The 25,554-nt window shown below is 65.5% G+C and carries 24 protein-coding genes and 2 tRNA genes; 9 read left to right on the plus strand and 17 right to left on the minus strand.

The genetic code is table 11. From position 1 onward, the window contains the following. Nucleotides 1–49: 49 nt before the first annotated feature. Both F3J17_RS13440 and F3J17_RS13445 read left to right on the plus strand, forming a co-directional pair. A complete protein-coding gene (locus F3J17_RS13440; RefSeq protein WP_167058883.1) occupies nt 50–1,090 on the plus strand; it encodes a helix-turn-helix domain-containing protein in 1,041 nt (346 codons plus the stop codon). A 179-nt stretch (nt 1,091–1,269) separates the two neighbouring features. Next, a complete protein-coding gene (locus tag F3J17_RS13445) occupies nt 1,270–1,773 on the plus strand; it encodes an acyl-CoA thioesterase (RefSeq protein ID WP_167058886.1) in 504 nt (167 codons plus the stop codon). A gap of 85 nt (nt 1,774–1,858) precedes the next feature. Here F3J17_RS13445 and fumC read toward each other — a convergent pair whose 3' ends face one another. From fumC to F3J17_RS13470, 5 genes are all read right to left on the minus strand, one after another. Further along, nucleotides 1,859–3,265, minus strand: a complete 1,407-nt coding sequence (fumC, locus tag F3J17_RS13450; protein ID WP_167058889.1) for a class II fumarate hydratase — start codon at nt 3,263–3,265, stop codon at nt 1,859–1,861. Between the two features lie 219 nt (nt 3,266–3,484). After that, a complete protein-coding gene (locus tag F3J17_RS13455; RefSeq protein ID WP_167059691.1) occupies nt 3,485–5,056 on the minus strand; it encodes a phospholipase D family protein in 1,572 nt (523 codons plus the stop codon). 269 nt (nt 5,057–5,325) lie between these two features. Further along, a complete protein-coding gene (locus F3J17_RS13460; RefSeq protein ID WP_167058892.1) occupies nt 5,326–6,294 on the minus strand; it encodes a bile acid:sodium symporter family protein in 969 nt (322 codons plus the stop codon). 207 nt (nt 6,295–6,501) lie between these two features. Further along, the gene (locus tag F3J17_RS13465) at nt 6,502–7,923 is read right to left on the minus strand and encodes an MATE family efflux transporter (protein WP_167058895.1); all 1,422 of its coding nucleotides are present in this window, start codon (nt 7,921–7,923) and stop codon (nt 6,502–6,504) included. 194 nt (nt 7,924–8,117) lie between these two features. Beyond that, nucleotides 8,118–8,339 (minus strand): RNA-binding S4 domain-containing protein, encoded by a 222-nt coding sequence (locus F3J17_RS13470; RefSeq protein WP_027817334.1) that lies wholly within the window; start codon nt 8,337–8,339, stop codon nt 8,118–8,120. A 391-nt stretch (nt 8,340–8,730) separates the two neighbouring features. Here F3J17_RS13470 and F3J17_RS13475 point away from each other — a divergent pair, with 391 nt between their 5' ends. Both F3J17_RS13475 and F3J17_RS13480 read left to right on the plus strand, forming a co-directional pair. Then, nucleotides 8,731–9,186, plus strand: a complete 456-nt coding sequence (locus tag F3J17_RS13475; RefSeq protein WP_167058896.1) for a hypothetical protein — start codon at nt 8,731–8,733, stop codon at nt 9,184–9,186. Between the two features lie 262 nt (nt 9,187–9,448). Further along, on the plus strand, nt 9,449–11,551 hold the full coding sequence (locus F3J17_RS13480) for an ATP-dependent helicase (protein WP_205194793.1): 2,103 nt from the start codon (nt 9,449–9,451) through the stop codon (nt 11,549–11,551). 54 nt (nt 11,552–11,605) lie between these two features. On the opposite strand, the gene F3J17_RS13485 is transcribed toward F3J17_RS13480, so the two are convergent. The 8 genes from F3J17_RS13485 to fdxA all read right to left on the minus strand — a co-directional run bounded on the left by F3J17_RS13485 (nt 11,606) and on the right by fdxA (nt 16,095). Continuing rightward, on the minus strand, nt 11,606–12,358 hold the full coding sequence (locus F3J17_RS13485) for a DUF4088 domain-containing protein (protein WP_167058902.1): 753 nt from the start codon (nt 12,356–12,358) through the stop codon (nt 11,606–11,608). A 164-nt stretch (nt 12,359–12,522) separates the two neighbouring features. Further along, a complete protein-coding gene (locus F3J17_RS13490; protein ID WP_167058905.1) occupies nt 12,523–12,846 on the minus strand; it encodes an AzlD domain-containing protein in 324 nt (107 codons plus the stop codon). Further along, on the minus strand, nt 12,843–13,625 hold the full coding sequence (locus F3J17_RS13495) for an AzlC family ABC transporter permease (protein WP_167059694.1): 783 nt from the start codon (nt 13,623–13,625) through the stop codon (nt 12,843–12,845). Before F3J17_RS13495 ends, F3J17_RS13490 begins: the two co-directional genes overlap by 4 nt. Before the next feature lie 164 nt (nt 13,626–13,789). Continuing rightward, on the minus strand, nt 13,790–14,662 hold the full coding sequence (locus tag F3J17_RS13500; RefSeq protein WP_167058908.1) for an AraC family transcriptional regulator: 873 nt from the start codon (nt 14,660–14,662) through the stop codon (nt 13,790–13,792). A gap of 64 nt (nt 14,663–14,726) precedes the next feature. Then, nucleotides 14,727–15,152, minus strand: coding sequence for a CreA family protein (locus F3J17_RS13505; RefSeq protein ID WP_240160981.1), 426 nt, complete (start codon nt 15,150–15,152; stop codon nt 14,727–14,729). Between the two features lie 211 nt (nt 15,153–15,363). Then, nucleotides 15,364–15,439: transfer RNA gene (locus tag F3J17_RS13510), tRNA-Asn, on the minus strand. A gap of 68 nt (nt 15,440–15,507) precedes the next feature. Continuing rightward, a tRNA-Asn gene (locus F3J17_RS13515) sits at nt 15,508–15,583 on the minus strand. A 188-nt stretch (nt 15,584–15,771) separates the two neighbouring features. After that, the gene (fdxA, locus tag F3J17_RS13520) at nt 15,772–16,095 is read right to left on the minus strand and encodes a ferredoxin FdxA (RefSeq protein WP_167058914.1); all 324 of its coding nucleotides are present in this window, start codon (nt 16,093–16,095) and stop codon (nt 15,772–15,774) included. A gap of 379 nt (nt 16,096–16,474) precedes the next feature. Between fdxA and pncB the strand changes: the two genes are divergently transcribed. The 5 genes from pncB to rmuC all read left to right on the plus strand — a co-directional run bounded on the left by pncB (nt 16,475) and on the right by rmuC (nt 22,438). Continuing rightward, on the plus strand, nt 16,475–17,677 hold the full coding sequence (pncB, locus tag F3J17_RS13525) for a nicotinate phosphoribosyltransferase (RefSeq protein ID WP_167058917.1): 1,203 nt from the start codon (nt 16,475–16,477) through the stop codon (nt 17,675–17,677). Between the two features lie 107 nt (nt 17,678–17,784). Further along, complete coding sequence (locus tag F3J17_RS13530) at nt 17,785–18,447, plus strand: lactate utilization protein C (protein WP_167058920.1); 663 nt, start codon at nt 17,785–17,787, stop codon at nt 18,445–18,447. Beyond that, on the plus strand, nt 18,437–19,867 hold the full coding sequence (locus F3J17_RS13535; RefSeq protein ID WP_167058923.1) for a sodium:proton antiporter: 1,431 nt from the start codon (nt 18,437–18,439) through the stop codon (nt 19,865–19,867). The genes F3J17_RS13530 and F3J17_RS13535 overlap by 11 nt, the downstream gene beginning before the upstream one ends. 67 nt (nt 19,868–19,934) lie before the next feature. After that, nucleotides 19,935–20,924, plus strand: a complete 990-nt coding sequence (locus F3J17_RS13540) for a D-glycerate dehydrogenase (protein ID WP_167058926.1) — start codon at nt 19,935–19,937, stop codon at nt 20,922–20,924. Further along, nucleotides 20,921–22,438: a DNA recombination protein RmuC gene (gene rmuC, locus F3J17_RS13545; protein WP_167058931.1), complete on the plus strand. Its 1,518-nt coding sequence runs from the start codon at nt 20,921–20,923 to the stop codon at nt 22,436–22,438. Before F3J17_RS13540 ends, rmuC begins: the two co-directional genes overlap by 4 nt. A 75-nt stretch (nt 22,439–22,513) precedes the next feature. Here the strand turns inward: rmuC and F3J17_RS13550 are convergent, their stop codons facing one another. The 4 genes from F3J17_RS13550 to mobA form a co-directional block, all read right to left on the minus strand. Further along, on the minus strand, nt 22,514–23,011 hold the full coding sequence (locus tag F3J17_RS13550) for a GNAT family N-acetyltransferase (RefSeq protein ID WP_167058934.1): 498 nt from the start codon (nt 23,009–23,011) through the stop codon (nt 22,514–22,516). Then, nucleotides 23,011–23,286 carry a hypothetical protein gene (locus F3J17_RS13555; protein WP_027817320.1) on the minus strand — a complete coding sequence of 92 codons (276 nt, stop codon included), beginning with the start codon at nt 23,284–23,286 and terminating at the stop codon, nt 23,011–23,013. Before F3J17_RS13555 ends, F3J17_RS13550 begins: the two co-directional genes overlap by 1 nt. A 116-nt stretch (nt 23,287–23,402) precedes the next feature. Further along, entirely contained in the window at nt 23,403–24,728 is a 1,326-nt protein-coding gene (gene glp / locus F3J17_RS13560) for a gephyrin-like molybdotransferase Glp (RefSeq protein WP_167058937.1), read from the minus strand. A 126-nt stretch (nt 24,729–24,854) separates the two neighbouring features. Beyond that, on the minus strand, nt 24,855–25,499 hold the full coding sequence (gene mobA / locus F3J17_RS13565; protein ID WP_167058940.1) for a molybdenum cofactor guanylyltransferase MobA: 645 nt from the start codon (nt 25,497–25,499) through the stop codon (nt 24,855–24,857). Nucleotides 25,500–25,554: the final 55 nt, after the last annotated feature.

Consider the following 25,554-nt stretch of genomic DNA (forward strand, 5'->3'; position numbering starts at 1 on the left):
CTGCTCGTGCGAGGATGAGCGCATTCGCTTCCAGACGCGTGCCGCTCCTATGCCTGCCGATCCTTCCCGTCCGCGCCACATCGTCTTCGCGGTGGCGCCCGAGCTTGTCCTGCTGGATGCCTGCGGGCCCATCGAGGCGTTCTGGCGCGCCGAACTCACGATGCGCGCGCAAAGTGTCTCTACATCAACGGCGGCGTCGCCTTCAGCCGAGCCTTGCGCCTACCGCGTCACGCTGGCTTCCGTCGAGGGCGGCGTGCTGCCCACCTTCGCGGGCTTGCCGGTGCTGGCCGAACGGCTCGATGCGCTCGATCCCGCCACCATCGATACGCTGATTGTCCCGGGCGTGCCCATCGACGACCACACCGTTCTGCAGCCCGAACTCGTCGCCTGGATCGCCGCCAATGCGCCACGCGCGCGGCGGATCGCCTCGGTGTGCACGGGAGCGTTCTATCTGGGCGCCGCCGGTCTGCTGGACGGTCGCCGCGCCGCCACCCACTGGCGCAACGCCGCGCAACTCGCGCGGCGCTTTCCTCAAATCGACGTCGACGACGAACCGATCTTCATCCGCGACGAACGCGCGGGCCGCGTGGTCTGGACCTCGGCGGGCGTGACGGCTGGTATCGACCTCGCGCTGGCGCTGATCGAAGAAGACTGCGGCCACGCAGTCGCCATGCAGGCCGCGCGCCGCCTCGTCGTGTTCATGAAGCGACCGGGCGGCCAGGCGCAGTTCAGCGAGGCGCTGGCGGCGCAGAGCGCGGCAGGCGGCGCGTTCGACGCCTTGCACGGCTGGATGGCCGCGAACCTGCATATCGAGCTGAGCGTCGAGCGTCTCGCCGAAGCCGCCTGCATGAGCCCGCGTACCTTCGCGCGCCGCTACGCGGAAGCGGTCGGGCGCACACCTGCGCGCACCGTAGCGGCGATGCGTGTCGAAGCCGCTGCTCACGCGCTTGCGCAATCGCGTCTGCCGGTCAAACGTATCGCCGCCGACTGCGGTTTCGGCACCGAACAGAATCTGCGGCGTGCGTTCGAGCGGCGCTATGGCGTACTGCCCGGCGACTATCGCGCGCGATTCTCCGCGATGAACGCCTGATGTGACGTAATCGCGATGCGATGGCCGCTTGATGGACGCATGATGGCCGCAAAAGCGCGGGCGGGAACGGCGCTGTGATTGACATCATGCGCTCGTATAATCGACGGCACCCAAAACGATGTTCCCCGCACGAAGCGTCCGGAACACGCAACCCCGCACACACACGAGCCGGAGCCGATATGAATACGCCCACGCAGCCTCTCGACCGTTCGGAAACGACGTTCCGTTTCCTCGCCGAGCCGAACTCGGTGAACTTCGGCGGCAAAGTCCACGGCGGCGCGCTGATGAAGTGGATCGACGAAACCGCCTATGCGTGCGCCGCGGTCTGGTCCGGTCGCTACTGCGTAACGGTGAGCGTCGGCAACATCCGTTTTCGCCGCCCGATCCAGGTGGGCAATATGGTCGAGCTGCGCGCGCGCGTGGTGGCCACGGGTCGCACTTCGATGCACATCCACATCACCGTGCACGCGGGCGACCCGAAAAGCGGCCAGCTGCGCCTGACGACCGATTGCCTGATCGTATTCGTGGCCGTCGACGAAAACGGCAACCCGATTCCCGTGCCCACTTTCACGCCGGAAACGGACGAGCAGAAGCGTCTGGCGAAATACGCCCTCGACGTGAAGGAAGCGCTCGACGCCATCGTCGATCTGAAGCCGGAAGAAGTCGCGCGCGGGCAAGTCTGACGCTTGCACCGCGAGCTACAAAAAAACAGGCGGCGAGGTTAGAGACCTCGCCGCCTGTTTCGCATTTCAGCCCGTGGTTAAAGGCTTATTTTGAATTGCCAACCATCTCGCCAGGCTTGACCCACTCGTCGAACTGCTGCTCCGTCACGTGACCGAGCGCAAGCGCCGCGGCCTTGAGCGTGGTGCCTTCCTTGTGCGCCTTCTTGGCGATCTGCGCGGCCTTGTCGTAGCCGATGTGCGGATTGAGCGCCGTCACCAGCATCAGCGATTCATTGAGCAGCGTGTCGATGCGCGAGTGATTCGGCTCGATGCCCACGGCGCAGTGATCGTTGAACGAGAGCGCGCCGTCCGCGAGCAGGCGGATCGATTGCAGCACGTTGTGCGCGATCATCGGGCGGAACACGTTGAGTTCGAAGTTGCCGCTCGCGCCGCCCACGTTCACGGCGACATCGTTGCCGAACACCTGGCAACAGAGCATCGTCACCGCTTCGGACTGCGTAGGGTTGACCTTGCCCGGCATGATCGAGCTGCCCGGCTCGTTCTCGGGAATCGACAGTTCGCCCAGACCGCAGCGCGGGCCGCTGGCGAGCCAGCGCACGTCGTTGGCGATCTTCATGAGGCTGGCGGCCACGGTCTTGAGCGCGCCGTGCGCGAACACCAGCGCGTCGGCGGCGGCCATCACTTCGAACTTGTTGGGCGCGGTCACGAAGGGCACGCCCGTGAGCTTCGCGATGGTTTCGGCCACTTTCTGCGCGAACTGCGGATGCGCGTTCAGGCCCGTGCCCACCGCCGTGCCGCCCTGCGCGAGTTCGTACAGATGCGGCAGCGTCGATTCCATATGCTTGATGCCGTGGTCGAGCTGCGCGACATAGCCCGAAAACTCCTGGCCGAGCGTGAGCGGCGTGGCGTCCTGCAGGTGCGTGCGGCCGATCTTGACGATATCGGCGAACTGCTTCGACTTGCTGTTGAGCGTTTCGCGCAGCGTCTTGAGCGCAGGCAGCAGATGCTTGACGATGGCCACGGCCACCGCAACGTGCATGGCGGTCGGGAAGACATCGTTGGACGACTGGCCGCGGTTCACGTCGTCGTTCGGATGGATCTTGCGCGACTCGCCGCGCTCGCCGCCCAGAATCTCGCTCGCGCGGTTGGCGATCACCTCGTTGAGGTTCATGTTGGTCTGCGTGCCGGAGCCGGTCTGCCAGACCGCGAGCGGGAATTCGCCCGCATGCTTGCCATCGACGATTTCGTCGGCGGCCTGCACGATGGCGCGCGCCTTGGTTTCGTCCAGCACGCCGAGCTGCTGGTTGACTTCGGCGGCGGCGCGCTTGATCCAGGCAAGCGCCGTGATCAGCTCGGGCGACTGCTTTTCAGTCGAAATGCGGAAGTTCTGCAAGGAACGCTGCGTCTGCGCGCCCCATAGCTGCGCGGCCGGGACGGCGATTTCGCCGAACGTGTCGCGTTCCATTCTGACATTCTCATTGCTGGCGGTCATGTTGACACTCCGATGTGAAAGCGGCGCCGGTGTATCGGCGCGGCGCCGCATGTGACGGGTCGGGTCCGCAGGGTGGCTGGGCAGCGGCGCAGCGTGGCGGCGCCTGCGTGAGCGTCCGATGAGGACGCCACGCCTGAGCTAGGTCTGGCTAAAGGGCGGACTTCCGGGTTGCCTCGGCCGACAGGGCAGGGTGTTACAGCGCGAAATCGCCGCTGTTTTCTACAGCTGGCTGTCGACCGGCAACAGCAAGAATAGCCCGGTTAGCAGATTCCGGTAAAAACCCGCACCAGGATCGAGGTTGTAGGTCCGGATCATGCCGTTCTCCTCGTCGGTCCAGATGAGCGGCGAACTGGTGGCGGTGCCGCGTTGCGCGGCGAGCTGTTCGGGTGTGGCGAGCGTGACGCGGTAGCTGATTTCGGGCGAGGTTGCGTGCGCGAAATAACCGGCCACCTCATGCGCGATCGGCTGGCTGTCGATGGTGAGCGCGAGTTCCGTATTCAGTCGCGCGGATCGCGGATCGAGATTGAGCGAGCCGATCACCAGCGTGCTGTCGTCGATCACATAGGCCTTGGCGTGCAGACTCGCGCGCGATTTCGATCCCGTGATGCCGAAGCGCCGCGGACTCGTGCCTTCGGGCTGCGTCGGCTTGAATTCGTAGAGATCGACGCCGGCCTGCAGCAGCGGTACGCGGTAAGGGCTGTAGCCCGCCTGCACGGCGACGGCGTCGGTGGCGGCGAGCGAATTGGTCAGGATCGCCACGCGCACGCCGCGCGCCGTCAGCTTGCTGAGTTCCTGCACGCCCGCATCGTGCGGCACGAAGTACGGCGAGAACACCAGCACGCTGCTTTTCGCCGTGCGAATACGGTCGAGCAGCGAGCGCATCGCGTCGCCCATTTCGCCTTGTTCGGGGCCGCCGATCTTGCCCGGCGAATCGGCCACGAACTGCCACCTGGCCCAGATCAGGCCCAGCTCGCCGCGCGTGATCTGCTGCGCAAGCGGCGTGGCGTTGAGCGGCTTGGCGTTGTACGGATCGGCGGTCTCGCTCCAGTGCTTGCGCAGATCGTCGCGCGCGGCGTCGAGATCGTGCGCGTCGAACTTCTGATGATTGAGCACGTTCAGCGGATACGACACGCTGCTGTTCCAGTACTCGTCGAAACTCGCCGATACGCTCGCCGCAACCGGTCCCGCGCCCAGCACGTCGAGGTCGCGGAACTGCAGGGTTGGGCTGGCGCTGAAGTATTCGTCGCCGAGATTGCGCCCGCCCACGATCACCAGTTCGTTGTCCACGATGGTCGACTTGTTGTGCATGCGGCGCGTGAACTGATCGACGTTCGAGAAGAAGTTGCGCGTGCGCAGGTACATCGATTCGCCGGTGCTGCCGTACGGATTGAACACGCGGATCTGGATGTTCGGATGGCTGTTGAGCGCGGCCATCAGGCGGTCGATGTCGTGGAAGTTCAGGTCGTCGACGAGCATGCGCACGCGCACGCCGCGATCGGCGGCATAGAGCGCGGAGCCGAGCAGCAGCTTGCCGGTGGTGTCCTCGTTGGCGATGTAGTACTGCATGTCGAGCGTCTTCGTCGCCGCGCGGGCGAGGGCGACGCGCATCTGCAAGGAATCGGTGCCAGTGGCCAGCAGCCGGAAGCCCGATTCGTCGGGATGAGCCGCTTCGGGCGCGGCGAGCGCGACGCCAAGCGCCGTTGCATGGGCGTCGGCGGTGGGCAGGGCGGCGGTGGTCTCGCGCGGGTAGTCGGTCGCGGGCGGGCGCGTGGCGCAGGCCGCGACAAGCATGAGGAGCGTGATGCCGAACAGCGCGCGGCCCCTGCGCTGCAGGGCGTGAAGGCGCGCGCGGGACGCGTGCAGAACGATGGGGGCGGGCAAGCGGGTTCTCCTGAGCGTGTGGCGCCGGGCGTCCCGCTGTCGGCCTGTCCCGAGCACATCGCTGGGCAGGTCAGATTCGCGTGGTTCGCTTACGTTGCGCGCGGTCTTGTGCCGATTCTATCGGCAAGCCGCGCAACGTGATCTGCGATGCGATCCGAAGTGATCCGCAGCGAAAGCGCTCAGCCGCGCGGCGCGGACGACGCGCCAGAGCGCGCTTCGTCGGCGTCGCGTTCGCTGCCGCGCGCGGGCTTGCCGGCCCAGTACCCAGCAAGCAGCGATCCCGAGAGGTTGTGCCATACCGAGAACAGCGCGCCCGGCAAAGCCGCGAGCGGCGAGAAGTAGAGCTTGCCGAGCGTGGCCGCGAGTCCCGAGTTCTGCATGCCCACCTCGATGGCGAGCGTGCGGCACACGGATTCGTCAAAGCCGAGCAGGCGGCCGCCCCAGTAGCCGCCCAGCAGGCCAATGCCGTTGTGCAGCACCACGCCCAGCGCCACCAGCGGGCCGACCGTGGCGATGCTCGCATGCGTGCCGCCCACCACGGCGGCGATGATCGCGAGGATCGACACCATCGACACCAGCGGCAGGATCGGTTCGACGCGCCGCACCACGCCGCCGGCCAGACGGTTGACGATCAGGCCGACGACGATCGGCAGCGCGACGATCTGCACGATGCTCATGAGCATGCCGTGCACGTCGACGACGATCGAGGCGTCCACGTAGAGACGCGTGAGCAGCGGCGTCGCGAACACGCCCACCAGCGTGGAGAGCGCGCTGATCGTCACCGACAGCGCCACGTCGCCGCGCGCCAGATAGATCATCACGTTCGACGCCGTGCCGCTCGCCACGCTGCCGACCAGCACCATGCCGGCGGTGAGGTCCGGGCTCATGTGCAGCGCGTGGGCGATGCCCCACGCGGCCAGCGGCATCACCAGATAGTGCAGGACGATGCCGGCCAGCACGGGCGCGGGGCGGGTGAAGACGCGCTGGAAATCGGCGAACGAGAGCGTTACGCCCATCGCCAGCATGATGATCGTGAGCAGCGTGGTGACGTGCGGCGTGACGGGGGCGACCGCGCCTGGATTGAAGTAGGCGAACAGCGAAACGAGGACGGCCCAGAGCGGGAACAGTCGGGTGATCGGGGCGAGCATGGGGCGTGAGAGTCCGGGAAAGAGGGCGTTCGAGGCGGGATGCCAGGGCAGGTCGGACGGCGGCGCAGGTCGTGCGCGGTCGGATTGCGTGGCGATCCGCCTGGCGTTTGCGTAGTGTTCTGCGCCCTCGTGGGACGGCTGACGTGTGGCGCGTGGTCGGTCGGCGTGCCTTGCCAGCCGCGTATTCTAACCGCCCGCCGGAGCGCTTCAGCCCGCTTGCGTGTCGGCTTGGGCGTCAGCCTCGCGCTGCACGCGACGGCTGATGTGATGGAAGCGCCAGGTCATGAGCACGGCCACGCTCGCCAGTCCCGCGGCAAGCCCCCACCACAACCCGAGCGCGCCCAGGCCGAAGTGAAACGCCAGCGCATAGCCAAACGGAAAGCCGATGCCCCAGTAGCCGAGCGTCGCGGCCAGCATCGGAATGCGCGTGTCCTTGAGGCCGCGCAGGCAGCCCGAACCGACCGTCTGCATGCCGTCGACGATCTGGAAGATTGCGGCCACGCCCAGCAGCGAGGCGGCAAGCGCGACGGTCTGCGCATTGGCGGGATCGTCCAGATGCAGGTAGAGCCCGACGATCCAGTGCGGCGCGAGCACCATCACGAGCGCCGACATCGACATGAAACCTACACCCAGCGCCAGCGCCACGAAGCCCGCGTGGCGCGCCGCGCCCGGCTGGCCCGCGCCGATCCAGTAACCCACGCGCACGTTGGCCGCCTGGCCGATCGACAGCGGCACCATGAACATCACCGAGGCGACGTTCAGCGCGATCTGATGTGCGGCCAGCGGCGTCGAGCCGAGCAGGCCCATGACGATGCCGGTGGCGAGGAACAGCGTCGCTTCCACTGCGAAGGTGATCGCCACCGGCCAGCCGATGGTGAACAGTTCGCTCATCATCGGCGCGGTGGGACGGCGCGCGACCACGAAGTGCTGGTGCGACGGGCGCAGATGCAGCAGCGCCATCAGCAGCAGCGTGGTCAGCCAGATCGTGATCGAGGTGGCCGCCGCCGAGCCGAGAAAGCCCAGATGCGGCAGACCCCACGCGCCGTGAATCAGCCCGTAATTGAGAAAGCCGTTGAAAAACACACTGCCGATCGACACCCACAGCAGCCGTTTGGCCGCGCCGATGGCAGGCAGAAACGAGCGCATCAGCCCCACGCCGATCAGGCTGGCGGGCGCGCCCCAGCGCAGCACCGACGCATATTCGCCCACTTGATGCGCGAGCACCGACGGCTCGCCGAGCGCGAGCAGCAACGGCCCGGCAAACGAGAGCAGCACAAAGGCCGGCACGGCCAGCAGCAGCGAAAGCGCGAAGCCGGTCCAGTAGATATGCGGCACGCGATGCAGATCGTCGGCGCCGCGCGCCTGGGCGACGCTCACGCTCACCGAGGTCAGCACGCCTTGCAGCACCGTCACCACCACGAAGAACAGATTCGCGCCCAGGCCGCCGGCCGCGAGTGCGCCCGCGCCCAGCGAGCCGAGCAGTACGGTGTCGGTCACGCTCATGGCCATCTGCGAAAGCTGGGCGATGGCGAGCGGCGCAGCAAGGCGCGCGGTATCGGCGGCGTGACGGCGAAGCGTTGGGGGAGGGGCGATGGCGCGGGTGCGCGCGGAGGCGGTGGATCGGGTCATAAAAGCAGACGCGGCGCGAAGAATCGCGCCGCGTGTCCTGTGTTGGGGTGCTGCTCGCGTATGGGTGGAGTTGGATGCAAAAGACGAGATTACGCTTCTTTTGGCTAAAAAGCACCTATATGGTGCATTTGCTTTCGAAAACCTTCGCTCTCGGGCTTCTCCAACCGCACGTCTGCGCGCGCGATCGACGCACGCTACTGCGCTTCGTGTATCGCGATGCGCGTGTCGCCGAGCAGTACCGATTGGCCCGCGCGAATCTTGCAGGTTTTGCGCAGTTCCACTTCGCCGTCGACCTTGACCGCGCCGGACGCGACGATCACTTTGGCCGAGCCGCCGCTGTCGGCCAGGCCGGTGATCTTCAGGAGGTTGTGGAGTTCGACGTAGTCGCCGGTCAGGGTGAAATCGAGATTGGGCATGGCAGATCGGGAATCAGGAGCGCGCCGCGCGGGCGCGCGAAGGGTGAGCATGATAAGCGATCCCAGGCTTGCGGGCGGTCCGGGCGTGGCTGATTCGATGGCTGATTGATGGCTGAATCGCAAATGCTACCTGGCGGATACATCTCGGGGCCAGATGTTATGAAATCGTCAGAAAGTGAAACGGTGAGTAACGCTGCGGGACTTCACGGGCTTCCTCAGACAAAAATGGATTTACCCCAGCCGAGATAACTGCCTCTCGAAGATACGCATAAAACTGCGCCATCGACGAAGACAAGGAGGCAGGTTCATCGAGCGGGAGCCGGTTCGCAACAGGCACGCAGGCATGGCCGTTGCGAACCGGCTTCCGGAACTACTGCAAAGAGGATATGCCATGACTCAGATTCGCAAGCTGCTTACCGGTACCGCTCTCGCCACCGCCGCGCTGTTCGCGCAAGGCGCGTTCGCCCAGACTGAGGCTCCGTCGGCTGCACCGACGCTCGCACCGGGCGCCGCACCCAGCCAGGCGCCGGCCGCCGCCGGCGTTGCGCAACCCGCACCGGCTCCGCAGAACTTGACCGCGCCTACGTCGACGGATCCGCTGGTGCAAAAGCGTGAAGCCAACGCTCAGGCCAGCGCCGAATACCGCAGCGCGAAGAAATCGGCGAACACCGAATATAAGGACGCGAAGAAGCAGGCCAAATCGCAGTACAAGTCGCAGGTCAAGGACGCCAAGATCAACCGCAAGGCTGACCGTCAGGCCAACGACTCGGAAATGAAGGATCAGATGAGCGGTCAGTCGGCGCAGCAGCAAGGCGCGGTGCAGCAGAGCGGCACGTCGCAACCGTAAGTCTCGCAGGCTGCTTTGCAGCGCGTTTAACGGCGGCATCCGGTAACGGATGCCGCCGTTTGTTTTTCTCGCGCAAGCGCGGTTCGCGCGACGATCGGCGATAAATATCGCCAGATCACGGCGGGTTCGCCGCGCTTGCGGGCGTGAGGTGTATGGATATACAGTATGCGTCGCCGCGTCGAACAGGACGCGCTTCTCCTCTATGTGATCCGCCGCCGTGTCCACCGTCACTCTCGCCGACTCCTCCCCAGCCGAAACGGGCCTGCCCGATGTGACGGCGTACCTCGCGAAGCTCAACGACGCCCAGCGCGCCGCAGTCGAGCATGGCGGACCGAGCGCTTTCGCACCGGGCGCGACGCTTCCGGAACCGCTGCTCGTGATCGCCGGTGCGGGTTCGGGCAAGACCAATACGCTGGCGCATCGCGTCGCGCATCTGGTGGTCAACGGCGCCGATCCCCATCGCATCCTGCTGCTAACGTTCTCGCGCCGCGCGGCGCAGGAGATGACGCGTCGCGTTGCGCGCATCGCAGCGGGCGTGTCGGGCGTGGCGGCAACGCTGGCCCAGGGGCTGACGTGGGCGGGGACTTTTCACGGCGTCGGCGCGCGCCTGCTGCGCGAATACGCCGAGCAGATCGGTCTGTCGCCCGCATTCACGATCAACGACCGCGAAGATTCCGCCGACCTGATGAACCTCGTGCGTCATGAGCTGGGATTGTCGGCGAAAGAGAAGCGATTTCCGGCCAAATCGACCTGTCTGGCGATTTACTCGCGCGTGGTGAATACCGGCGATTCGCTTGCGAGCGTGCTGGCGCGATCGTTTTCATGGTGTCTCGAATGGGAGCCGCAACTAAGAGCTCTATTCGCGGCCTACACCGACGCCAAGCAAAAGCAGAACGTGCTGGATTATGACGATCTGTTGTTATATTGGGCGCATATGGCGGCAGAACCGGCTATCGCCGCCGATCTTGCTGCGCGCTTCGATCACATTCTCGTCGACGAATATCAGGACACCAACCGCCTGCAGGCGTCGATCCTGCTCGCGCTCAAACCGGACGGGCGCGGGCTGACAGTAGTAGGCGACGATGCGCAGGCAATTTACTCGTTCCGGGGCGCAACGGTACGCAACATCCTCGATTTCCCCACCCATTTCGACCCGCCCGCGCGGCAGGTGACGCTCGAACGCAACTACCGTTCGACCGAGCCGATCCTCGCCGCGTCGAATGCGGTCATGGACGCCGCGGCGGAGCGCTACACCAAGAATCTCTGGACCGATAAGGCATCCCAGCAGCGCCCACGCCTCGTTACGGTCGCCGACGAAGCCACCCAGGCGCGCTATGTGGTCGAGCAGATTCTCGAAGCGCGCGAAGGCGGCATGACGCTCAAGCAACAAGCCGTGCTGTTTCGTGCCGCCCACCATAGCGCCACACTCGAAATCGAACTCGCGCGCCGCAACATCCCGTTCGTGAAATTCGGCGGCCTGCGTTTTCTGGATGCGGCGCATGTCAAAGACGTGCTGGCCGTGCTGCGCTGGGCCGAAAATCCGCTCGACCGTGTGGCGGGGTTTCGCGTCACGCAATTGATGCCGGGTGTCGGGCCGGCAACGGCTGCGCGGCTGCTGGATCAGGTGGCGGCGTGTACCGGCGCATACCGGGCCGCCCAGGCGCTGGCAGCCTTCGCGCCGCCGCCGCGGGCGGCAGAAGACTGGCCCGCGTTCACCGCGCTCATCGACAACATTGGCGCACGCGCCACGCCGTGGCCCGGTGAATTCGAGCGCGTGCGGCGTTGGTACGAACCGCATCTGGAGCGCAATCACGAAGACGCCCAGGTGCGCATGGCCGATCTGCTGCAGATGGAAAGCATTGCCAGCACGTATGCGTCAAGAGAGCGCTTTTTGACCGAACTTACGCTCGATCCGCCTGACGCCACCAGTGCCGAATCGGCCGATCCGCTGCTCGACGAGGACTATCTGATTCTCTCGACGATCCACTCGGCAAAAGGGCAGGAGTGGCGCAATGTGTTCGTGCTCAATGGCGTGGATGGCTGCATTCCGTCCGATCTGGGTGCGGGTAGCGATGAGGAACTGGAAGAAGAGCGTCGGCTGCTGTATGTAGCGATGACCCGAGCGAAGGAGGATCTGCACATCGTCGTGCCCCAGCGCTTCTATGTGCACAACCAGGCGGCTGCGGGCGACCGGCACGTGTGGGCTTCGCGCACGCGCTTTATCGGTGCGCAGATGCTGCCGCTGTTCGATTCGTGCGCGTGGCCGCCGCCGCCCGTGGTGAGCGCGCCGAGCGCAACCGGACTGGCCGCGGCGGCGCGCGCCAAGGTCGAGATCGGCGCAAAACTGCGCAAGATGTGGGATTAAACGCGGGAGAAGGGCGCAGACGCGACGAGCTTCGCCGCGTCTGACGCCGGAGCGCTAGCGCGGCTGATTCCTCGGCGTGGGCGGCACGAAGAAGTTGCGCAGCCAGGCGGCGAGGCGCGTGAACACGTCGTCGGGTTCCTCAACGAAGATTTCCGGCTTCAGCAGACGCAGATATTCCATGATCTGTTGCGCCTCCTGCTTCTGGAACGTGCCGTGCGTGATGCCCATGCGCAGCAGGCCGCGCAGTTCGCCCAGCCGTTCGCGCGCGAGACTGCCGCTGGCCTGTTCGCAGCCGATCTTCGCTTCATAGACGCGCTGTCGCAGCGATTCCGCCAGCCGCCAGGCCGGGGTCTGCATGGTTTCTTCCAGCGTCTGGATGTCCTGCACGCCCGATTTGATCTGCGCGGCGAGCGGGTCGATCAGCGCTTCTTCGCCCTGTGCCTCGGTCACGATGGCGGCCGCCCATTCGCGGCTCTGCTTGGCCAGCTCGTCGGGCGTCCACTCGGGCCGCGACGCAAAGCCGAAGCCAAACTCACCTGCCTGCCGCAGCAGGATCGACACGACTTCCGGGAATTCCTTGTCGAGCGTGCGTTTGGCCCACGCGTACTGGCCGCCTTGCAGCAGACGCTGCACCGCCTGCTCGGTGAGCGGCGTCATATTGTCGAGCAGCTTGGCGCGCAGGAAGTCCTCGAACGACGGCGTCAGAAACTGCGGGTCGAGCTTGAGCGAGACGCGCAAAAACGCGTCGAAATCCTTGCGCAGCGACGCAAGCGTTTCGTCCTTGAGATTGAGGGTGATGTGCCCCATTGTGGTTGCCCCGGTGTATTCCTGGCGGTGCCTGAATTCGCTTGGCGCGCTTTGGTCAGATCGCGCCAAAGCAGGCCTCGACGGTTTAACGGCGGATGGGGGCGAAACTTGAGTGGAGCGGGCCGAGCGTCGGCTCGAAACTGGCGGAAGGCCCGCTGCGGGGGCTAGCGCAGGACCACGCCCTGCCAGAAAAAGAACACGCCGAGGCCCACGGCGATGGTGAGAAGCGGACGCTTCGTGAGCGCGCTCACGGCGATCGCCGCCAGTGCGCCGACGAGCTGCGGATTGCGCCAGGTCAACTCGGCATGCTCGCCGTGCGGCGAAACGGCCATCGGCACGATGATCGCGGTGAGCACCGTCACCGGCACGAAGCCCAGCGCCGTGCGCACGAGCGGCGGGAAGACGAGGCGCTCGCCCAGCACGAACACGGCGGTGCGCACGAGCAGGGTGATGGCGGCCATGCCGAGAATCAGGACGACGTAGTTCATTGCTGGCCTCCGGCGATGGCGTGCGGCTCGTGTTGATCGTGCCGCTGATGGGGCGACTCGGGCGGCGCGGGCGGCTGGCGATGCGCTTGAGCGGGTGTTGAAGGATCGATATCGGCGGCATGGGCGTTGACATCGAGCGGCTTGCGCGGCCGCGACAGCACGACGCCCACCGCCACGCCCACCAGCACCGCGCCCAGCAGGCCGAGCTTGTACGGCCACGCCTGCCAGAAGAACGCGAGCGCGCCCGCCGTGACGGCGGCGGCCAGATAGCGCACGGCCACCAGCTGCGGCACGACGATGGCGATAAAGGTGGCGACCATCGCGAAGTCCAGCCCGAGCGACTGCAGCCCAGGAAACGCCGCACCGAACAGCAGTCCCGCAACGGTCCAGACCTGCCAGTTTAGATACATCGAGAGCCCCGAGCCGAGGAAATGCCACGGCGAGACGTCGCCCGGCGCATGGCGGCGGAAGTAAGCCCAGGCGACGGCGAAGACTTCGTCCGTGAGCAGGCCGCCGAGCACGAGACGCCAGCGCAGCGGCAGATGCGAGACATAGGGCGCAAGCGTCGCGCTATAGAGCACGTGGCGCAGATTGACGATAAACGTGGTCGCCCAGATCACGGCGAAGCTCGCATGCGAGGCGATCAGCCCAAGCGCGATGAACTGTGCGGAACCGGCGAACACGGCCAGCGACATCAGCTGGCCGTGCCAGAGCGCAAGCGGCCCGGTGGCGACGAGCGTGCCGAAGATCACGCCAAAGGGCGCGGCGCCGATCATCATCGGCACGGTATCGCGCGCGCCGGCGACGAATTCCTTGAAGCGGTGAGGGTGCGTGGTCAAGCCGTTCTCCTGTTGCGGAGAATCAGCTTAGCGAGTGGCGCGATGGGTGGCTTGTACGATCTTGCGATTCATGCCCAGATTCCGGCCGAAAATCAGGCCTGAATTCAGGCCATCTGCCAGCGCCCCGGCGGCACGCCGAACATGCGGCGGAAGTGGCGCGTGAAGTGGCTCTGATCCGTGAAACCCTGCGCAGCGGCCACATCGGCGACCGCCACGCCCGCCCGCAAGGGCGCGAGCGCGCGTTGCAGCCGCAACTGCGTGCGCCAGGCGTGCGGCGGCAGGCCGGTCGCCTGGGTGAAAAGACGCGTCGCATGGAATGGCGACAAACCGATCGCTTGAGCGAGATCGGCCACACGCAGCGGCGTCGTGAGATCGGCGGCGAGCAATGCCTTCATCACGTCGATGCGCGGTTCGCGCGAGGTGGTCAGGATCGGCGTGGCGCGCGTGCGGCCATAGCGGACGAGCAGGGTCGAAAGGGCGTCGATCAGCGCGGCTTCGGCGGCGAGAAGATCGGCGGAATGTGTGGGAGCAGGCGAATCGGGCGTCGCGCCGCCGGCAGCATGCGTTTCCATCAGGAAGTGCGCGCGCGCGACCCGGCGGGCGAGATCGAGGTCGCGGATCACTTCGGCATCGAACCAGGGCAGCGGCTGTGCGCTGCCCGCGATGTCGTTCGCGAGCGTCTGCAGATAGTCCACCGGCACGTACATGACGCGATAGCGCCAGCCCTCGTCGACGGCCCGCGCGCCCGTGTGAAGCTCGCCCGGATTGATGACGGGCACGCTGCCCGCTTCCGCGACATGATGCGCGCCGCTGTAGCGATAGCATTCCGCGCCTTCCTCGATCACGGGAACCGTGTAGGCGTCATGCCAGTGCGGGGTGAACTCGTGGTCGTGATACTCGGCCGTGAGCAGCTCCGCGCCGGGTAAGAGCGGCGAGCGCCAGTAACGGGCGGAATCGCGAAAGGCGGAGTGGGACATGGCGAGGATCGGGTGCTTATCCCGTACAGATGAGCGGTGCAGATGCGGCGACGATCCTCTCAGTTTAGCGCACGGGAATCGTCGTGCCGGCGGGCACCGGTACGGCGGTGACGCTGTTCTTCGCGCTGCCGCTCACGACGCGGTCGCTGTACGTGAGATAGACGAGCGCGTTGCGTTTCGTGTCGACCACGCGCACCACGTGCAGCGTCTTGAAGAGGAACGACATGCGTTCGCTGAAGACATCGGCTTGCTGTTTGAGCGGGGCGGCGAAACTGATCGGGCCGACCTGACGACAGGCGATCGACGCTTCGGTCGGATCCTCGGCGATGCCGAGCGTACCCTTCACGCCGCCGGTGCGCGCGCGCGACACGTAGCAGGTGACGCCTTGCACAGCGGGATCGTCGTAGGCTTCGACGACCACTTTGTCGGAACCGGTCATGCGGAAGTTGGTGTTCACGCTGCCGATCTGCTCGGCGTGCGCGGTAACCATGACAAACGTGCTCGCGCAAAGCGCCAGTGCGTGGTGCAGGCGGGCGGCGTGGCGGGTCGATGTCGTGCGCGATTTCATGCGGATTCCCGGGAATGGTGAAGCGACATTATCGGGCAGGGCGGTGACGACGGGGAGGCGGGCGACGCAGCGTCAGAAAACGGCGCTGGAAAAGAAAAAAGCCGTTGCGCAAAAACGCAACGGCTTTATATTTTGGCTCCCCGACCTGGGCTCGAACCAGGGACCTACGGATTAACAGTCCGGCGCTCTACCGACTGAGCTATCGGGGAACAGCAGTACATCTACAGCTTTAACTTCTTTAAAAAGTCCGTTGTGATTAACGGGCTTTTGAAAATTCTGGCTCCCCGACCTGGGCTCGAACCAGGGACCTACGGATTAACAGTCCGGCGCTCTACCGACTGAGCTATCGGGGAATCAACAAAAGCAGAGAACGAGATTCTAGGGTGTCTGGCGGGGTCTGTCAACACCTGATCGTCATCTTATTTTTATTCCTGCGAAAAAAATTTCGGCAGGGGATGACGAGGCCGCGAATCAGGTGCCACCGCGAGGTGCCACCGCGCGTGTCAACAGACGCGCCAGACGCTCGCCCGGCGTCGCTGGATTAGCGAGCCAGCAGTTCGAGCTTGTCCTTCACGTCCTTGAATTCTTCGGCTTCGGGCAGCGCGGGCTTGGTCTTGGTGATGCTCGGCCAGTTCTTCGCCAGATCGGCGTTCAGTTCGATGAACTGCTGCTGGTCGCCAGGCACGTCTTCTTCAGCGTAAATGGCGTTCACCGGGCATTCTGCGACGCAAACAGCGCAGTCGATGCATTCGTCCGGGTCGATCGCGAGGAAGTTGGGACCTTCGCGAAAGCAGTCCACCGGGCACACATCGACGCAGTCGGTATAGCGGCACTTGATGCAGCTTTCGGTCACAACGTGGGTCATTCAGGCAGCTCCTGCAAGCTTTTGTATTGGGGATGGCGCTGGGGTTGGCCGCGCCAAAAGCGGTATTGTAACTGAATGGGAAATTCCCTATCCACACCCTCGCGGCAGCGTTTATATCGTTTCGTGATTAGTTTATGCAGCGCCGCATGGGCTCGAAGGAACAGCGCGATGGGTGGCTCGATGCGTCGTTTTCTTGCGCAATATCCCTGCGCCCGCCACGGTCGTGCGAGCATGGCCGCGTCGGAATGCCGCATTCGGGTAACATGAGCGCACCGCTGATGCCCGCCGTTCGCCGGCGTCGCCGCACGCCCCACGAGGCGTGCCGGCGGCCTGGAACAGACCGGTGGGCGCCCTCCGATTGCAGTCCGGCTCGTCAATCATGGTCATTACTTCGCTGCTCGATACCGATCTGTACAAATTCACGATGATGCAGGTGGTGCTGCATCATTTCCCCGCGGCCAACGTGGAATATCGCTTCAAGTGCCGCACGCCGGACGTCGATCTCGTGCCTTATGTCGACGAGATCCGTAGCGAAATCTCCAAGCTATGCCGCCTGCGCTTCGCCGAGCCCGAGCTTGAGTATCTGCGCAAGATGCGCTTCGTGAAGGGCGATTTCGTCGATTTCCTCGCGCTGTTCCATCTGAACGAGAAGTACATTTCGGTCACGCCTTCGCCGAAGAACAACGGCGAAATCGATATCGAGATCAAGGGGCCGTGGCTGCACACGATCCTCTTCGAGATCCCGGTGCTGGCCATCGTCAACGAAGTCTATTTCCGCAACACGCAGCATCATCCGCAGTACGAAGAGGGCCGCGAGCGCCTGCGCCGCAAGATCGAGCTGCTGGGTGCCAAGCCGGAATTCGCCGATTGCAAGATCGCCGATTACGGCACGCGCCGCCGCTTCTCCAAGCGTTGGCACGAAGAGGTGATCCTCACGCTCAAGGAAGATCTGGGCGAGCAGTTCACGGGCACCAGCAACGTGTACTACGCGATGAAGCACAACCTCACGCCGCTCGGCACCATGGCGCACGAGTATCTGCAGGCGTGCCAGGCGCTCGGGCCGCGTTTGCGCGATTCGCAGATCTACGGCTTCGAGATGTGGGCGAAGGAATATCGCGGCGATCTGGGCATCGCGCTGTCGGATGTCTACGGCATGCAGGCGTTCCTGCGCGACTTCGATATGTACTTCTGCAAGCTCTTCGACGGCGCGCGCCACGATTCGGGCGATCCGTTCGAGTGGGGCGAGCGCCTGCTCAAGCATTACGAAGACAATCGCGTCGATAGCCGTACGAAGACCATGATCTTCTCGGATGCGCTCGATATCCCGAAGGTGCTGCGTCTGTACGAGCGTTTTGGCGATCGTTGCCGTCTGGCCTTCGGCGTGGGCACCAATCTCACCAACGACCTCGGTTATCAGCCGCTGCAGATCGTCATCAAGATGGTCCGCTGCAATGGCCAGCCGGTCGCCAAGCTGTCCGATTCGCCGGGCAAGAACATGTGCGACGACAAGGCTTATCTCGCCTATCTGCGTCAGGTGTTCGGCATCGAGCAGCCGACAGAAGAGGAGCTTGCCGGGCACTGAAGCGGGGCCTTAAGGCCGCCTGCCGTTAGCCGTTCGGCCAGTAAAAAGCGAGGCGACGCGCCGGTATAATCGGCGCGTCGCCTTTATTCATTCTGACGAGGACGTTCATGGATACCACGGCCGCCCGCCGCAGCATACTCGCGCGCATCCGTGCGGCCCAGGGCCGCGACGCTGCGCCTGCGCCGCACGAACGGGAAGCCGCCGCCGATTACCTCGCGCGTCATCCGCAGGGGCCGCGTCCCGTCATCGAAGGCAATCTCGTCGCGCACTTCGTCGAGCAGGCCAAAAAGATGGCCACCACCGTCGACGAAGTCACGCAACTGGCCGACGTGCCCGCTGCCGCCGTGCGCTATCTCGCATCGCTCGGTCTGCCGACGCAAGCGGTCGCCTGGCAGACGCTCGAATCGTTCGACTGGACCGGCGCGGGTTTGAGCGTCGAATTTCGCAAGCCTGAAGATCGCGATCTCGTTGGCCTGACCGGCTGCTTTTGCGCCACCGCCGAAACCGGCACGCTGGTACTGCTCTCCGGACCGCACACCTGGGCCTCGGGCGCGCTGCTCCCCGAAACGCACATCGCCGTGGTGCCCGCCTCGCGCATCGTCGCCGGTCACGAAGACGCCTTCGCGCTGATGCGTGCCGAACGCGGCGAGCTGCCGCGCGCGGTCAACTTCGTGTCGGGGCCGTCGCGTACCGGCGATATCGAGCAAACCATCATTCTTGGCGCACACGGACCGTACCGCGTCCACGTCATCGTCGTGCATGGCGCGTGACGTTCTGCTGCGCATCCTGAAGGGCGGTGCGGCGCTCGCGGCCTGCGCGGCGCCTGGCGCACACGCGGCCACGGTCAATGGCGCGACGCTCTCCGCCGCATGGGGGCTGCCGTTCGCGCTGATGCTGCTGTCGATCGCGCTCCTGCCGATGTTCGCGGCGGCGTTCTGGCATCACCACTTCGGCAAGATTTCGGCGTTCTGGGCGCTCGCGTTTCTGTTGCCGTTCGCGCTCACGCATGGAGTCGGGGCGACGTATCCGCTCTTCGTGCACGCGCTCATCGACGAATATGTGCCGTTTATCGTGCTGCTCGGCGCGCTGTATACGATTGCGGGCGGCATCTGCATCTACGGCAATCTGCGCGGATCGCCGCGCACCAACACGACGATCCTGCTGCTCGGCACCGCGCTGGCGAGCGTGATGGGCACGACCGGCGCGGCCATGCTGCTGATCCGGCCGCTTTTGCGCGCCAACGACAATCGCCGCCACAGCGTCCATGTGGTGGTGTTCTTCATCTTTCTCGTTGCGAACGCGGGCGGCTCGCTCACGCCGCTCGGCGATCCGCCGTTGTTCCTCGGTTTCCTGAACGGTGTGAGTTTCTTCTGGACTACGCAGCATCTCGCCGTGCCGATGCTGTTCGTCTGCGCAGTGCTGCTCGCCGCGTTCTGGCTGCTCGATTCGTGGTACTTCCGCCGTGCTGACGAAGTGCTCGACGCCCGCAACGATCCCACGCCCGATAGCGGCGGCATCGCCATCGGCGGCAAGCTCAACTTCGTGCTGCTGGCGGGCGTGATCGCGCTGGTGCTGATGAGCGGCGTCTGGCAGCCCGGCATCGGCATCGATCTGCCGGGCGCGCGGCTCGAATTGCAGAATCTCGTGCGTGACGTTGGCCTGATCGTACTGGCGGCGCTTTCGCTCTGGTGCACCTCGCGCACGGCGCGCGCCGACAACGGCTTCGACTGGGCTCCCATCGCCGAAGTGGCCAAGCTGTTCGCGGGCATCTTCGTGACGATCACGCCGGTGATCGCGATGCTCAAGGCGGGCGAGCAGGGCGCGTTCGCCTCGCTGATCGAGTTCGTCAACGACGCGCCGGGCCGCCCCAACGATGCGCTCTATTTCTGGGCGACGGGGCTGCTTTCGTCGTTCCTCGACAATGCGCCAACGTGGCTGGTGTTTTTCAATCTCGCAGGCGGCGACGCGCCCACGCTCATGACGAGCGGCGCGCGCACGCTGGCGGCCATTTCAGCGGGCGCGGTGTGGATGGGCGCGATGACCTATATCGGCAACGCGCCCAACTTCATGGTCAAGGCCATCGCGCAGCAGCGCGGCGTGCGCATGCCGGGCTTCTTCGGCTATCTTGGCTGGTCGTGCGTGGTACTCACGCCCGTCTTTGCCGCCGCAACCTGGCTCTTTTTCGTCTAGCGCGACAATGCGCTCAGACTGTTTCGACTCAACTCCCGACTCAACCCCAGCAGTGTGGAGAGCAACGATGCAAAAGATTCTCGTGGCGCGCCCGATCTTTCCGGATGTGATCGACCGGCTCAAGCAGTATTTCGATGTCGACTGGAACAATGGCGAGACGCTGTCCGCCGATGCACTCAAGGCACGCCTGGCCGACAAGGACGGCGCGCTCACCATGGGCGAGCCGATCGACGCCGCCGTGCTGGCGGCCGCACCGCGTCTGCGCGTGGTCTCGAACATGGCGGTGGGCTACAACAATTTCGATATCGCGGCCTTCAACGCGGCCAACGTGCTGGGCACCAACACGCCGGACGTCCTCAACGAAACCACTGCTGATTTCGGCTGGGCGCTGATGATGGCGGCCGCGCGCCGCGTCACCGAATCGGAACACTACCTGCGTGCGGGCAGATGGCAGAAGTGGTCGTTCGACATGTTTCTCGGCGCGGATATTCACGGCGCGACGCTCGGCGTGATCGGCATGGGCCGCATTGGCCAGGCGCTCGCCCGTCGCGCGCAGGGCTTCAATATGCGCGTGATCTATCACAACCGCTCGCGCGTCGCGCCCGAGATCGAACGCGAACTGAACGCCGAATATCGCTCGAAAGCCGATCTGCTCAAGGAGGCCGATCACGTCGTGCTGGTGCTGCCTTACACGCCGGAGAACCATCACACCATCGGCGCGGCGGAACTGGCGCTCATGAAACCCACGGCGACGCTCACCAACATCGCGCGCGGCGGCATTGTCGATGACGCGGCGCTGGCGGAAGCCTTGCGTACGCGCCGCATCGCTTCGGCGGGCCTGGACGTGTTCGAAGGCGAGCCTGCCGTGCATCCCGCGCTGCTCGAAGTGGACAACGTGGTGCTCACGCCGCACATCGCGAGCGCCAGCGAAGGCACGCGCCGCGCCATGGCGAATCTCGCCGCCGACAATCTGATCGCCGCGCTAGGCGAGGGTCCGCGTGCGGGGCAGCCGCCCAATCCGGTCAATCCCGGCGTGTTGGGGAAAGCGCGTTCATGAGCGTCGAGTCGTTGATGGCGGTCGTGTTGCTGATCCTGGCGATTGCACTGGCGGTGGCGATTGTCGCGGTTGTTGCGTTGTTGCGCGCGCGTCACGGCGCGCAGGGGCAAGACGATGCCACGCTCGATGCGCTCGATCAGCTTAGCGACCGCCTGAGCGGCGCGAGCGAAACGCAGGCGCGCGCAGCCGAGCGCATCGAGCGCGAACTGCGCAACGAGATCGCGCGCACCGCGCAGACCTCGCGCAGCGAATTCGGCGGCGGCTTTGGGCAGGTGCAGCAGGCGCTCGCGGCGCATCTCACCAGCATCGCGACCGTGCAGAACGGTCAGCTCGACAGCTTCGCGCAGCAACTCGCGAAGCTCACGGAGACCAACGCGCAACAGCTCGACGCCGTGCGCCAGAGCCAGCAGACGCAGGCACAGCAGGCGCGCGAAGAACAGAATGCCGCGCTGCGCCACTTCGGCACGCTGCTCGGCCAGCAGGTCGCGCAGCTGATCGAGGCTAACGATCGCCGTCTGACCGAAGTGCGCGCAACGCTCGAACAGCGTCTGAAGGATATCGAGGCGAACAATGCGGCCAAGCTCGAAGAGATGCGCCGCACCGTCGACGAGAAACTGCATGCGACGCTGGAGCAGCGTCTGGGCGAGTCGTTCAAGCTGGTGTCCGACCGGCTGGAGCAGGTGCATCGGGGGCTGGGCGAGATGCAGACGCTGGCGGCGGGCGTCGGCGATCTGAAGAAGGTGCTGACCAACGTGAAGACGCGCGGCACCTGGGGCGAGGTGCAGCTCGAAGCCCTGCTCGAACAGATGCTCACGCCCGATCAGTACGCGAAGAACGTGGCGACCGTGCCGGGCAGCAGCGAGCGCGTGGAGTTTGCGATTCGCCTGCCGGGACGCGGCATCAAGGCCGGGGAAGGCGGGGACGCGGATAACGCGCCGGTCTGGCTGCCCGTCGACGCCAAGTTTCCGCGCGAGGACTACGAGCGGCTCATCGACGCCCAGGAGCGCGCCGATCTCGCGGGCATCGAGGAAGCGGGACGCGCGCTCGAAGCGCGCATCCGCGCCGAGGCCCGCACCATCGCCGAAAAATACGTCGCGCCGCCGCACACCACCGATTTCGCGCTGCTGTTTCTGCCCACCGAAGGGCTTTACGCCGAAATCCTGCGTCGTCCGGGGCTCACCGATCTGCTGCAGCGCGATTTTCGCGTGACGATTTCCGGGCCGACCACGCTCACGGCCCTGCTCAACAGTCTGCAGATGGGCTTTCGCACTCTTGCTATCGAAAAGCGTTCGAGCGAAGTCTGGCAGGTGCTGGGCGCGGTGAAGACGGAGTTCGGCAAATTCGGCGATGTGCTCGCGCGCACGAAGTCACAACTGGAGACGGTGACGCGCTCGATCGAAGCCGCCGAGGTGCGTACGCGCGCGATGAACCGCAAGCTGCGCGATGTCGAGGCGCTGCCGGGCGAGGAAGCGTCGAATCTGCTGGGCGATGCGCTGGGAAATATCGACGAGTAAGAACGCGCCGCAAACAGGCAAAAGGGCCGTCCGCAACACTGCGGACGGCCCTTTTTTTGCGCTTTGGAAAAGGCTTTAACCGATAACCGGTTCGCCAGGCGCGGCGAGCTTGTCGAGCGCATCGCCCGTCACGCGCACGATGCGCCAGTCGGAGTAGACGGTTGCGCCCATCTTCTCGTAGAAGCGGATCGCCGGTTCGTTCCAGTCGAGCACGCTCCATTCGAAGCGCGCGCAGTTGCGCTCGACGGCAATCGCCGCCAATGCACGCAGCATCGCGGTGCCCAGACCCGTGCCGCGTTGCGACGGCTGTACGTAAAGGTCTTCGAGATACAGGCCGCGGCGACCGAGGAACGTCGAGTAGTTATGGAAGAACACCGCATAGGCGACGATGTTGCCCGCGTCCTCGGCGACCAGCGCTTCGGCGGCGGGGTGCGCGCCGAACAGCGCGTCGGTGAGCAGTTCGGGCGTGCCGGTGAAGAGATGCGTGAGCTTCTCGAATTCGGCGAGTTCGTACATCAGCGCGTGAATCGCGCCGACATCGGCGGGTGTGGCGGCGCGGATGGTGGCACTCATCACGCTTCCTCGGGCACGTCGGAGAGATGGATCTCGATGCCGCCGAAGCGCGACGCGACCCAGTTGTACAGGTGGCAGGCGATCCACAGCAGCACGAAGCCGACGATGGCGTTGAGGATCAGCGCGCTGAACACGGTGCCGAGTTCAAAGGTGCCGTAGCGGAAGAACGCGACCACCGCGACCAGCAGCACGACCGGCACGCTGAACGTAAGGTAGACGAGGATGAGCGCCTTGGCGGTCTGGCCTGCGGCGATGAACGAGATCTGTTTTTTCATAGTGGTCGGTCCGTAGGTCGAGTGGACGTAGCGTATCGGTATCGTTGACGAATAAAAACGGGTGCGGCTGCGAAGGTGTCTTGTGGCGGGCGCGTGATTTCGGCGTGATTCTGGCCTTAAACGAGCCCGTCGAACAGCATGACGTCGACGGTGTCGCCAGCATCGAGATCGGCGCTCTCATGGGCGAGCACGATAAAGCAGTTCGCCTCGCTCATGGTGCTCAGCGCGCCGGAACTTTGCGATCCCGTCGGCGTGACGTGCCATTGGCCACGCTCGTCGCGTTCGGCCACGCCGCGCTGGAATTCGGTGCGGCCCGCGCGTTTGCGGATCGGCGCGTCGCAGCGCGCGGGAATCAGCGGCACGGGCTGCGGCGTCGCGCCCGACATGGCGATCAGCGCGGGGCGCACAATCTGGTAGAAGCTCACCATGGTGGCGACCGGGTTGCCCGGCAAGCCGAACAGCAGTGCCGCGCGGCCCACGCCGGGACGGCCGCCCGACCAGATGCGGCCGAACGCGAGCGGGCGGCCCGGACGCATCGCCAGTCCCCAGAAAGTCACGTCGCCCAGCGTCTGCAATTGCGTGCGCGTGAAGTCGGCTTCGCCCACCGAGACGCCGCCCGAAGTCAGCACGACGTCGGCGCTTTCGGCGGCTTGCAGCAGCGTGGCGGCGAGTGCATCGGGATCGTCGCGCACGCGGCCCAGATCGATCGGCTCGACGTCCAGACGGCGCAGCATCGCGCCGAGCGTGTAGCGATTGCTGTCGTAGATGCAACCCGCGTCGAGCGGCTGGCCGGGCGAGCGCAGTTCGTCGCCGGTCGAAAAGTACGCGACGCGCAGACGCCGCTTCACCTTCACATCGACGAGACCGAGCGAGGCCATCAGGCCGATGTCGCTGGCGCGCAGCACGCGGCCCGTGCGCAGCGCCACGCCGTCGCGCGCGAGGTCTTCGCCCTGGCGGCGGCGGTTCGCGCCGGGGGCGAGTGCGTCGGTGGAGAAGGTGATCGATTCGCTGGTGGCTTGATCGGCATGAACGCTCACGCGCTCCTGCGGCACCACGGTGTCGCAACCGGCGGGCATTGGCGCGCCGGTCATGATGCGCACGCAACGACCTGCCGCGACTTCGCCCTTGAACGGATGACCCGCGAATGCCTTGCCGGCGACCGTCAGCGTGAGCGTACCGGGGTTCGCCGGGTTCGTGAGCGCCGCGCCATCGAACGCATAGCCGTCCATCGCCGAGTTGTCGTGCGCGGGCACGTCGATCGGCGAGATCACGTCGGCGGCGAGCACGCGCGCGAGCGCGTCGCGCAGCGGCACGCGTTCGCTTTGCGCAAGCGGCGTGACCCATTCCAGCACGATGGCCTGGGCGGCGCTGACGGGCAAGGCTTGTGGGTCGAATTGGGTGAGGCTCGCGGCGCTCGCGGAGAAAGTGTTAGGCGTGGTCATGGGTGGAGAAGCGTCGCATCCGTACGCGTGTGTGCAACTTCGCTCAACTGGTGCGGCGATCGTCCTGGTGAGGTGCCCGAAGCCGGCGGCATGCGTAGCGCATGAAGCAGCGTTCGGCTGTGCCCGTCAGGCACGGTCGAGGTCGGCGAGATCCTGCAGGGAGTTGACATTGTAAAACGCGCGTTCATCGGCAAAGTTCACTTCGGCCGCCGTGTGGCGCGCGTACCACGCGCGCACCTTGCGCTCGCCTGCATCGAGAAAGGCCGCGAGATCGTCGGCGAGCGAGGTGTGCAGCAAGGCGAAGACTGGATGCAGGCTGACTTCGCCCGCAGCGCTCGTGGTGGTCGCCGTGGCGATGGCGACGCCACGTTCGCGCGCCGCGTCGGCCAGACGCACCGCGAGGTCGGCGGGCAGCCACGGCGAGTCGCAGGGCGCGCTCAGGAGCCATTCGGTGCGTGCGGCGCGCAGTCCGGCCAGCAATCCGGCGAGCGGTCCGGGATAGTCCGGCAGGCTATCGGCGATTACGCTCGCTTGCCAGGGCGCGCCGAGCGTCGCGTACACGTCGCGGTTGCGGTTCGCGCTGATCGCCAGCTGGCCGACCTGCGGCGCGAGGCGCGCGAGCACGTGGGCGGCCAGCGGCTCGCCGTGCAAGCGCTGCAAGCCCTTGTCGGCGCCGCCCATGCGCTGGCCGCGCCCGCCCGCGAGCACGAGGCCGGTGATGGACGAAGCGGGGATAGCGGCGTGTGCGGCGGAGGCGTCTGGAATCGGCATGACAGCGGCAAGGCAGTGAAGCGCGTGGGCGAGGTGGAGCGCTGACGCTCCGGCG

Source organism: Burkholderia sp. Ax-1719 (genome assembly GCF_011753055.1).
Lineage (GTDB): Bacteria > Pseudomonadota > Gammaproteobacteria > Burkholderiales > Burkholderiaceae > Paraburkholderia.

Bases quoted from the DNA above. Each gene is read 5' to 3' on its own strand.
- F3J17_RS13440 (WP_167058883.1), top strand. From the start codon at position 50: ATGCCTGCCGATCCTTCCCGTCCGCGCCACATCGTCTTCGCGGTGGCG.
- fdxA (WP_167058914.1), bottom strand. From the start codon at position 16,095: ATGACCCACGTTGTGACCGAAAGCTGCATCAAGTGCCGCTATACCGAC.
- F3J17_RS13540 (WP_167058926.1), top strand. From the start codon at position 19,935: ATGCAAAAGATTCTCGTGGCGCGCCCGATCTTTCCGGATGTGATCGAC.
- pncB (WP_167058917.1), top strand. From the start codon at position 16,475: ATGGTCATTACTTCGCTGCTCGATACCGATCTGTACAAATTCACGATG.
- F3J17_RS13550 (WP_167058934.1), bottom strand. From the start codon at position 23,011: ATGAGTGCCACCATCCGCGCCGCCACACCCGCCGATGTCGGCGCGATT.
- F3J17_RS13505 (WP_240160981.1), bottom strand. From the start codon at position 15,152: ATGGTTACCGCGCACGCCGAGCAGATCGGCAGCGTGAACACCAACTTC.
- F3J17_RS13445 (WP_167058886.1), top strand. From the start codon at position 1,270: ATGAATACGCCCACGCAGCCTCTCGACCGTTCGGAAACGACGTTCCGT.
- F3J17_RS13460 (WP_167058892.1), bottom strand. From the start codon at position 6,294: ATGCTCGCCCCGATCACCCGACTGTTCCCGCTCTGGGCCGTCCTCGTT.
- fumC (WP_167058889.1), bottom strand. From the start codon at position 3,265: ATGACCGCCAGCAATGAGAATGTCAGAATGGAACGCGACACGTTCGGC.
- F3J17_RS13490 (WP_167058905.1), bottom strand. From the start codon at position 12,846: ATGAACTACGTCGTCCTGATTCTCGGCATGGCCGCCATCACCCTGCTC.
- F3J17_RS13555 (WP_027817320.1), bottom strand. From the start codon at position 23,286: ATGAAAAAACAGATCTCGTTCATCGCCGCAGGCCAGACCGCCAAGGCG.
- F3J17_RS13475 (WP_167058896.1), top strand. From the start codon at position 8,731: ATGACTCAGATTCGCAAGCTGCTTACCGGTACCGCTCTCGCCACCGCC.
- mobA (WP_167058940.1), bottom strand. From the start codon at position 25,499: ATGCCGATTCCAGACGCCTCCGCCGCACACGCCGCTATCCCCGCTTCG.
- F3J17_RS13465 (WP_167058895.1), bottom strand. From the start codon at position 7,923: ATGACCCGATCCACCGCCTCCGCGCGCACCCGCGCCATCGCCCCTCCC.
- glp (WP_167058937.1), bottom strand. From the start codon at position 24,728: ATGACCACGCCTAACACTTTCTCCGCGAGCGCCGCGAGCCTCACCCAA.
- F3J17_RS13495 (WP_167059694.1), bottom strand. From the start codon at position 13,625: ATGATGATCGGCGCCGCGCCCTTTGGCGTGATCTTCGGCACGCTCGTC.
- F3J17_RS13535 (WP_167058923.1), top strand. From the start codon at position 18,437: ATGGCGCGTGACGTTCTGCTGCGCATCCTGAAGGGCGGTGCGGCGCTC.
- rmuC (WP_167058931.1), top strand. From the start codon at position 20,921: ATGAGCGTCGAGTCGTTGATGGCGGTCGTGTTGCTGATCCTGGCGATT.
- F3J17_RS13485 (WP_167058902.1), bottom strand. From the start codon at position 12,358: ATGGGGCACATCACCCTCAATCTCAAGGACGAAACGCTTGCGTCGCTG.
- F3J17_RS13455 (WP_167059691.1), bottom strand. From the start codon at position 5,056: ATGCTTGTCGCGGCCTGCGCCACGCGCCCGCCCGCGACCGACTACCCG.
- F3J17_RS13470 (WP_027817334.1), bottom strand. From the start codon at position 8,339: ATGCCCAATCTCGATTTCACCCTGACCGGCGACTACGTCGAACTCCAC.
- F3J17_RS13500 (WP_167058908.1), bottom strand. From the start codon at position 14,662: ATGTCCCACTCCGCCTTTCGCGATTCCGCCCGTTACTGGCGCTCGCCG.
- F3J17_RS13530 (WP_167058920.1), top strand. From the start codon at position 17,785: ATGGATACCACGGCCGCCCGCCGCAGCATACTCGCGCGCATCCGTGCG.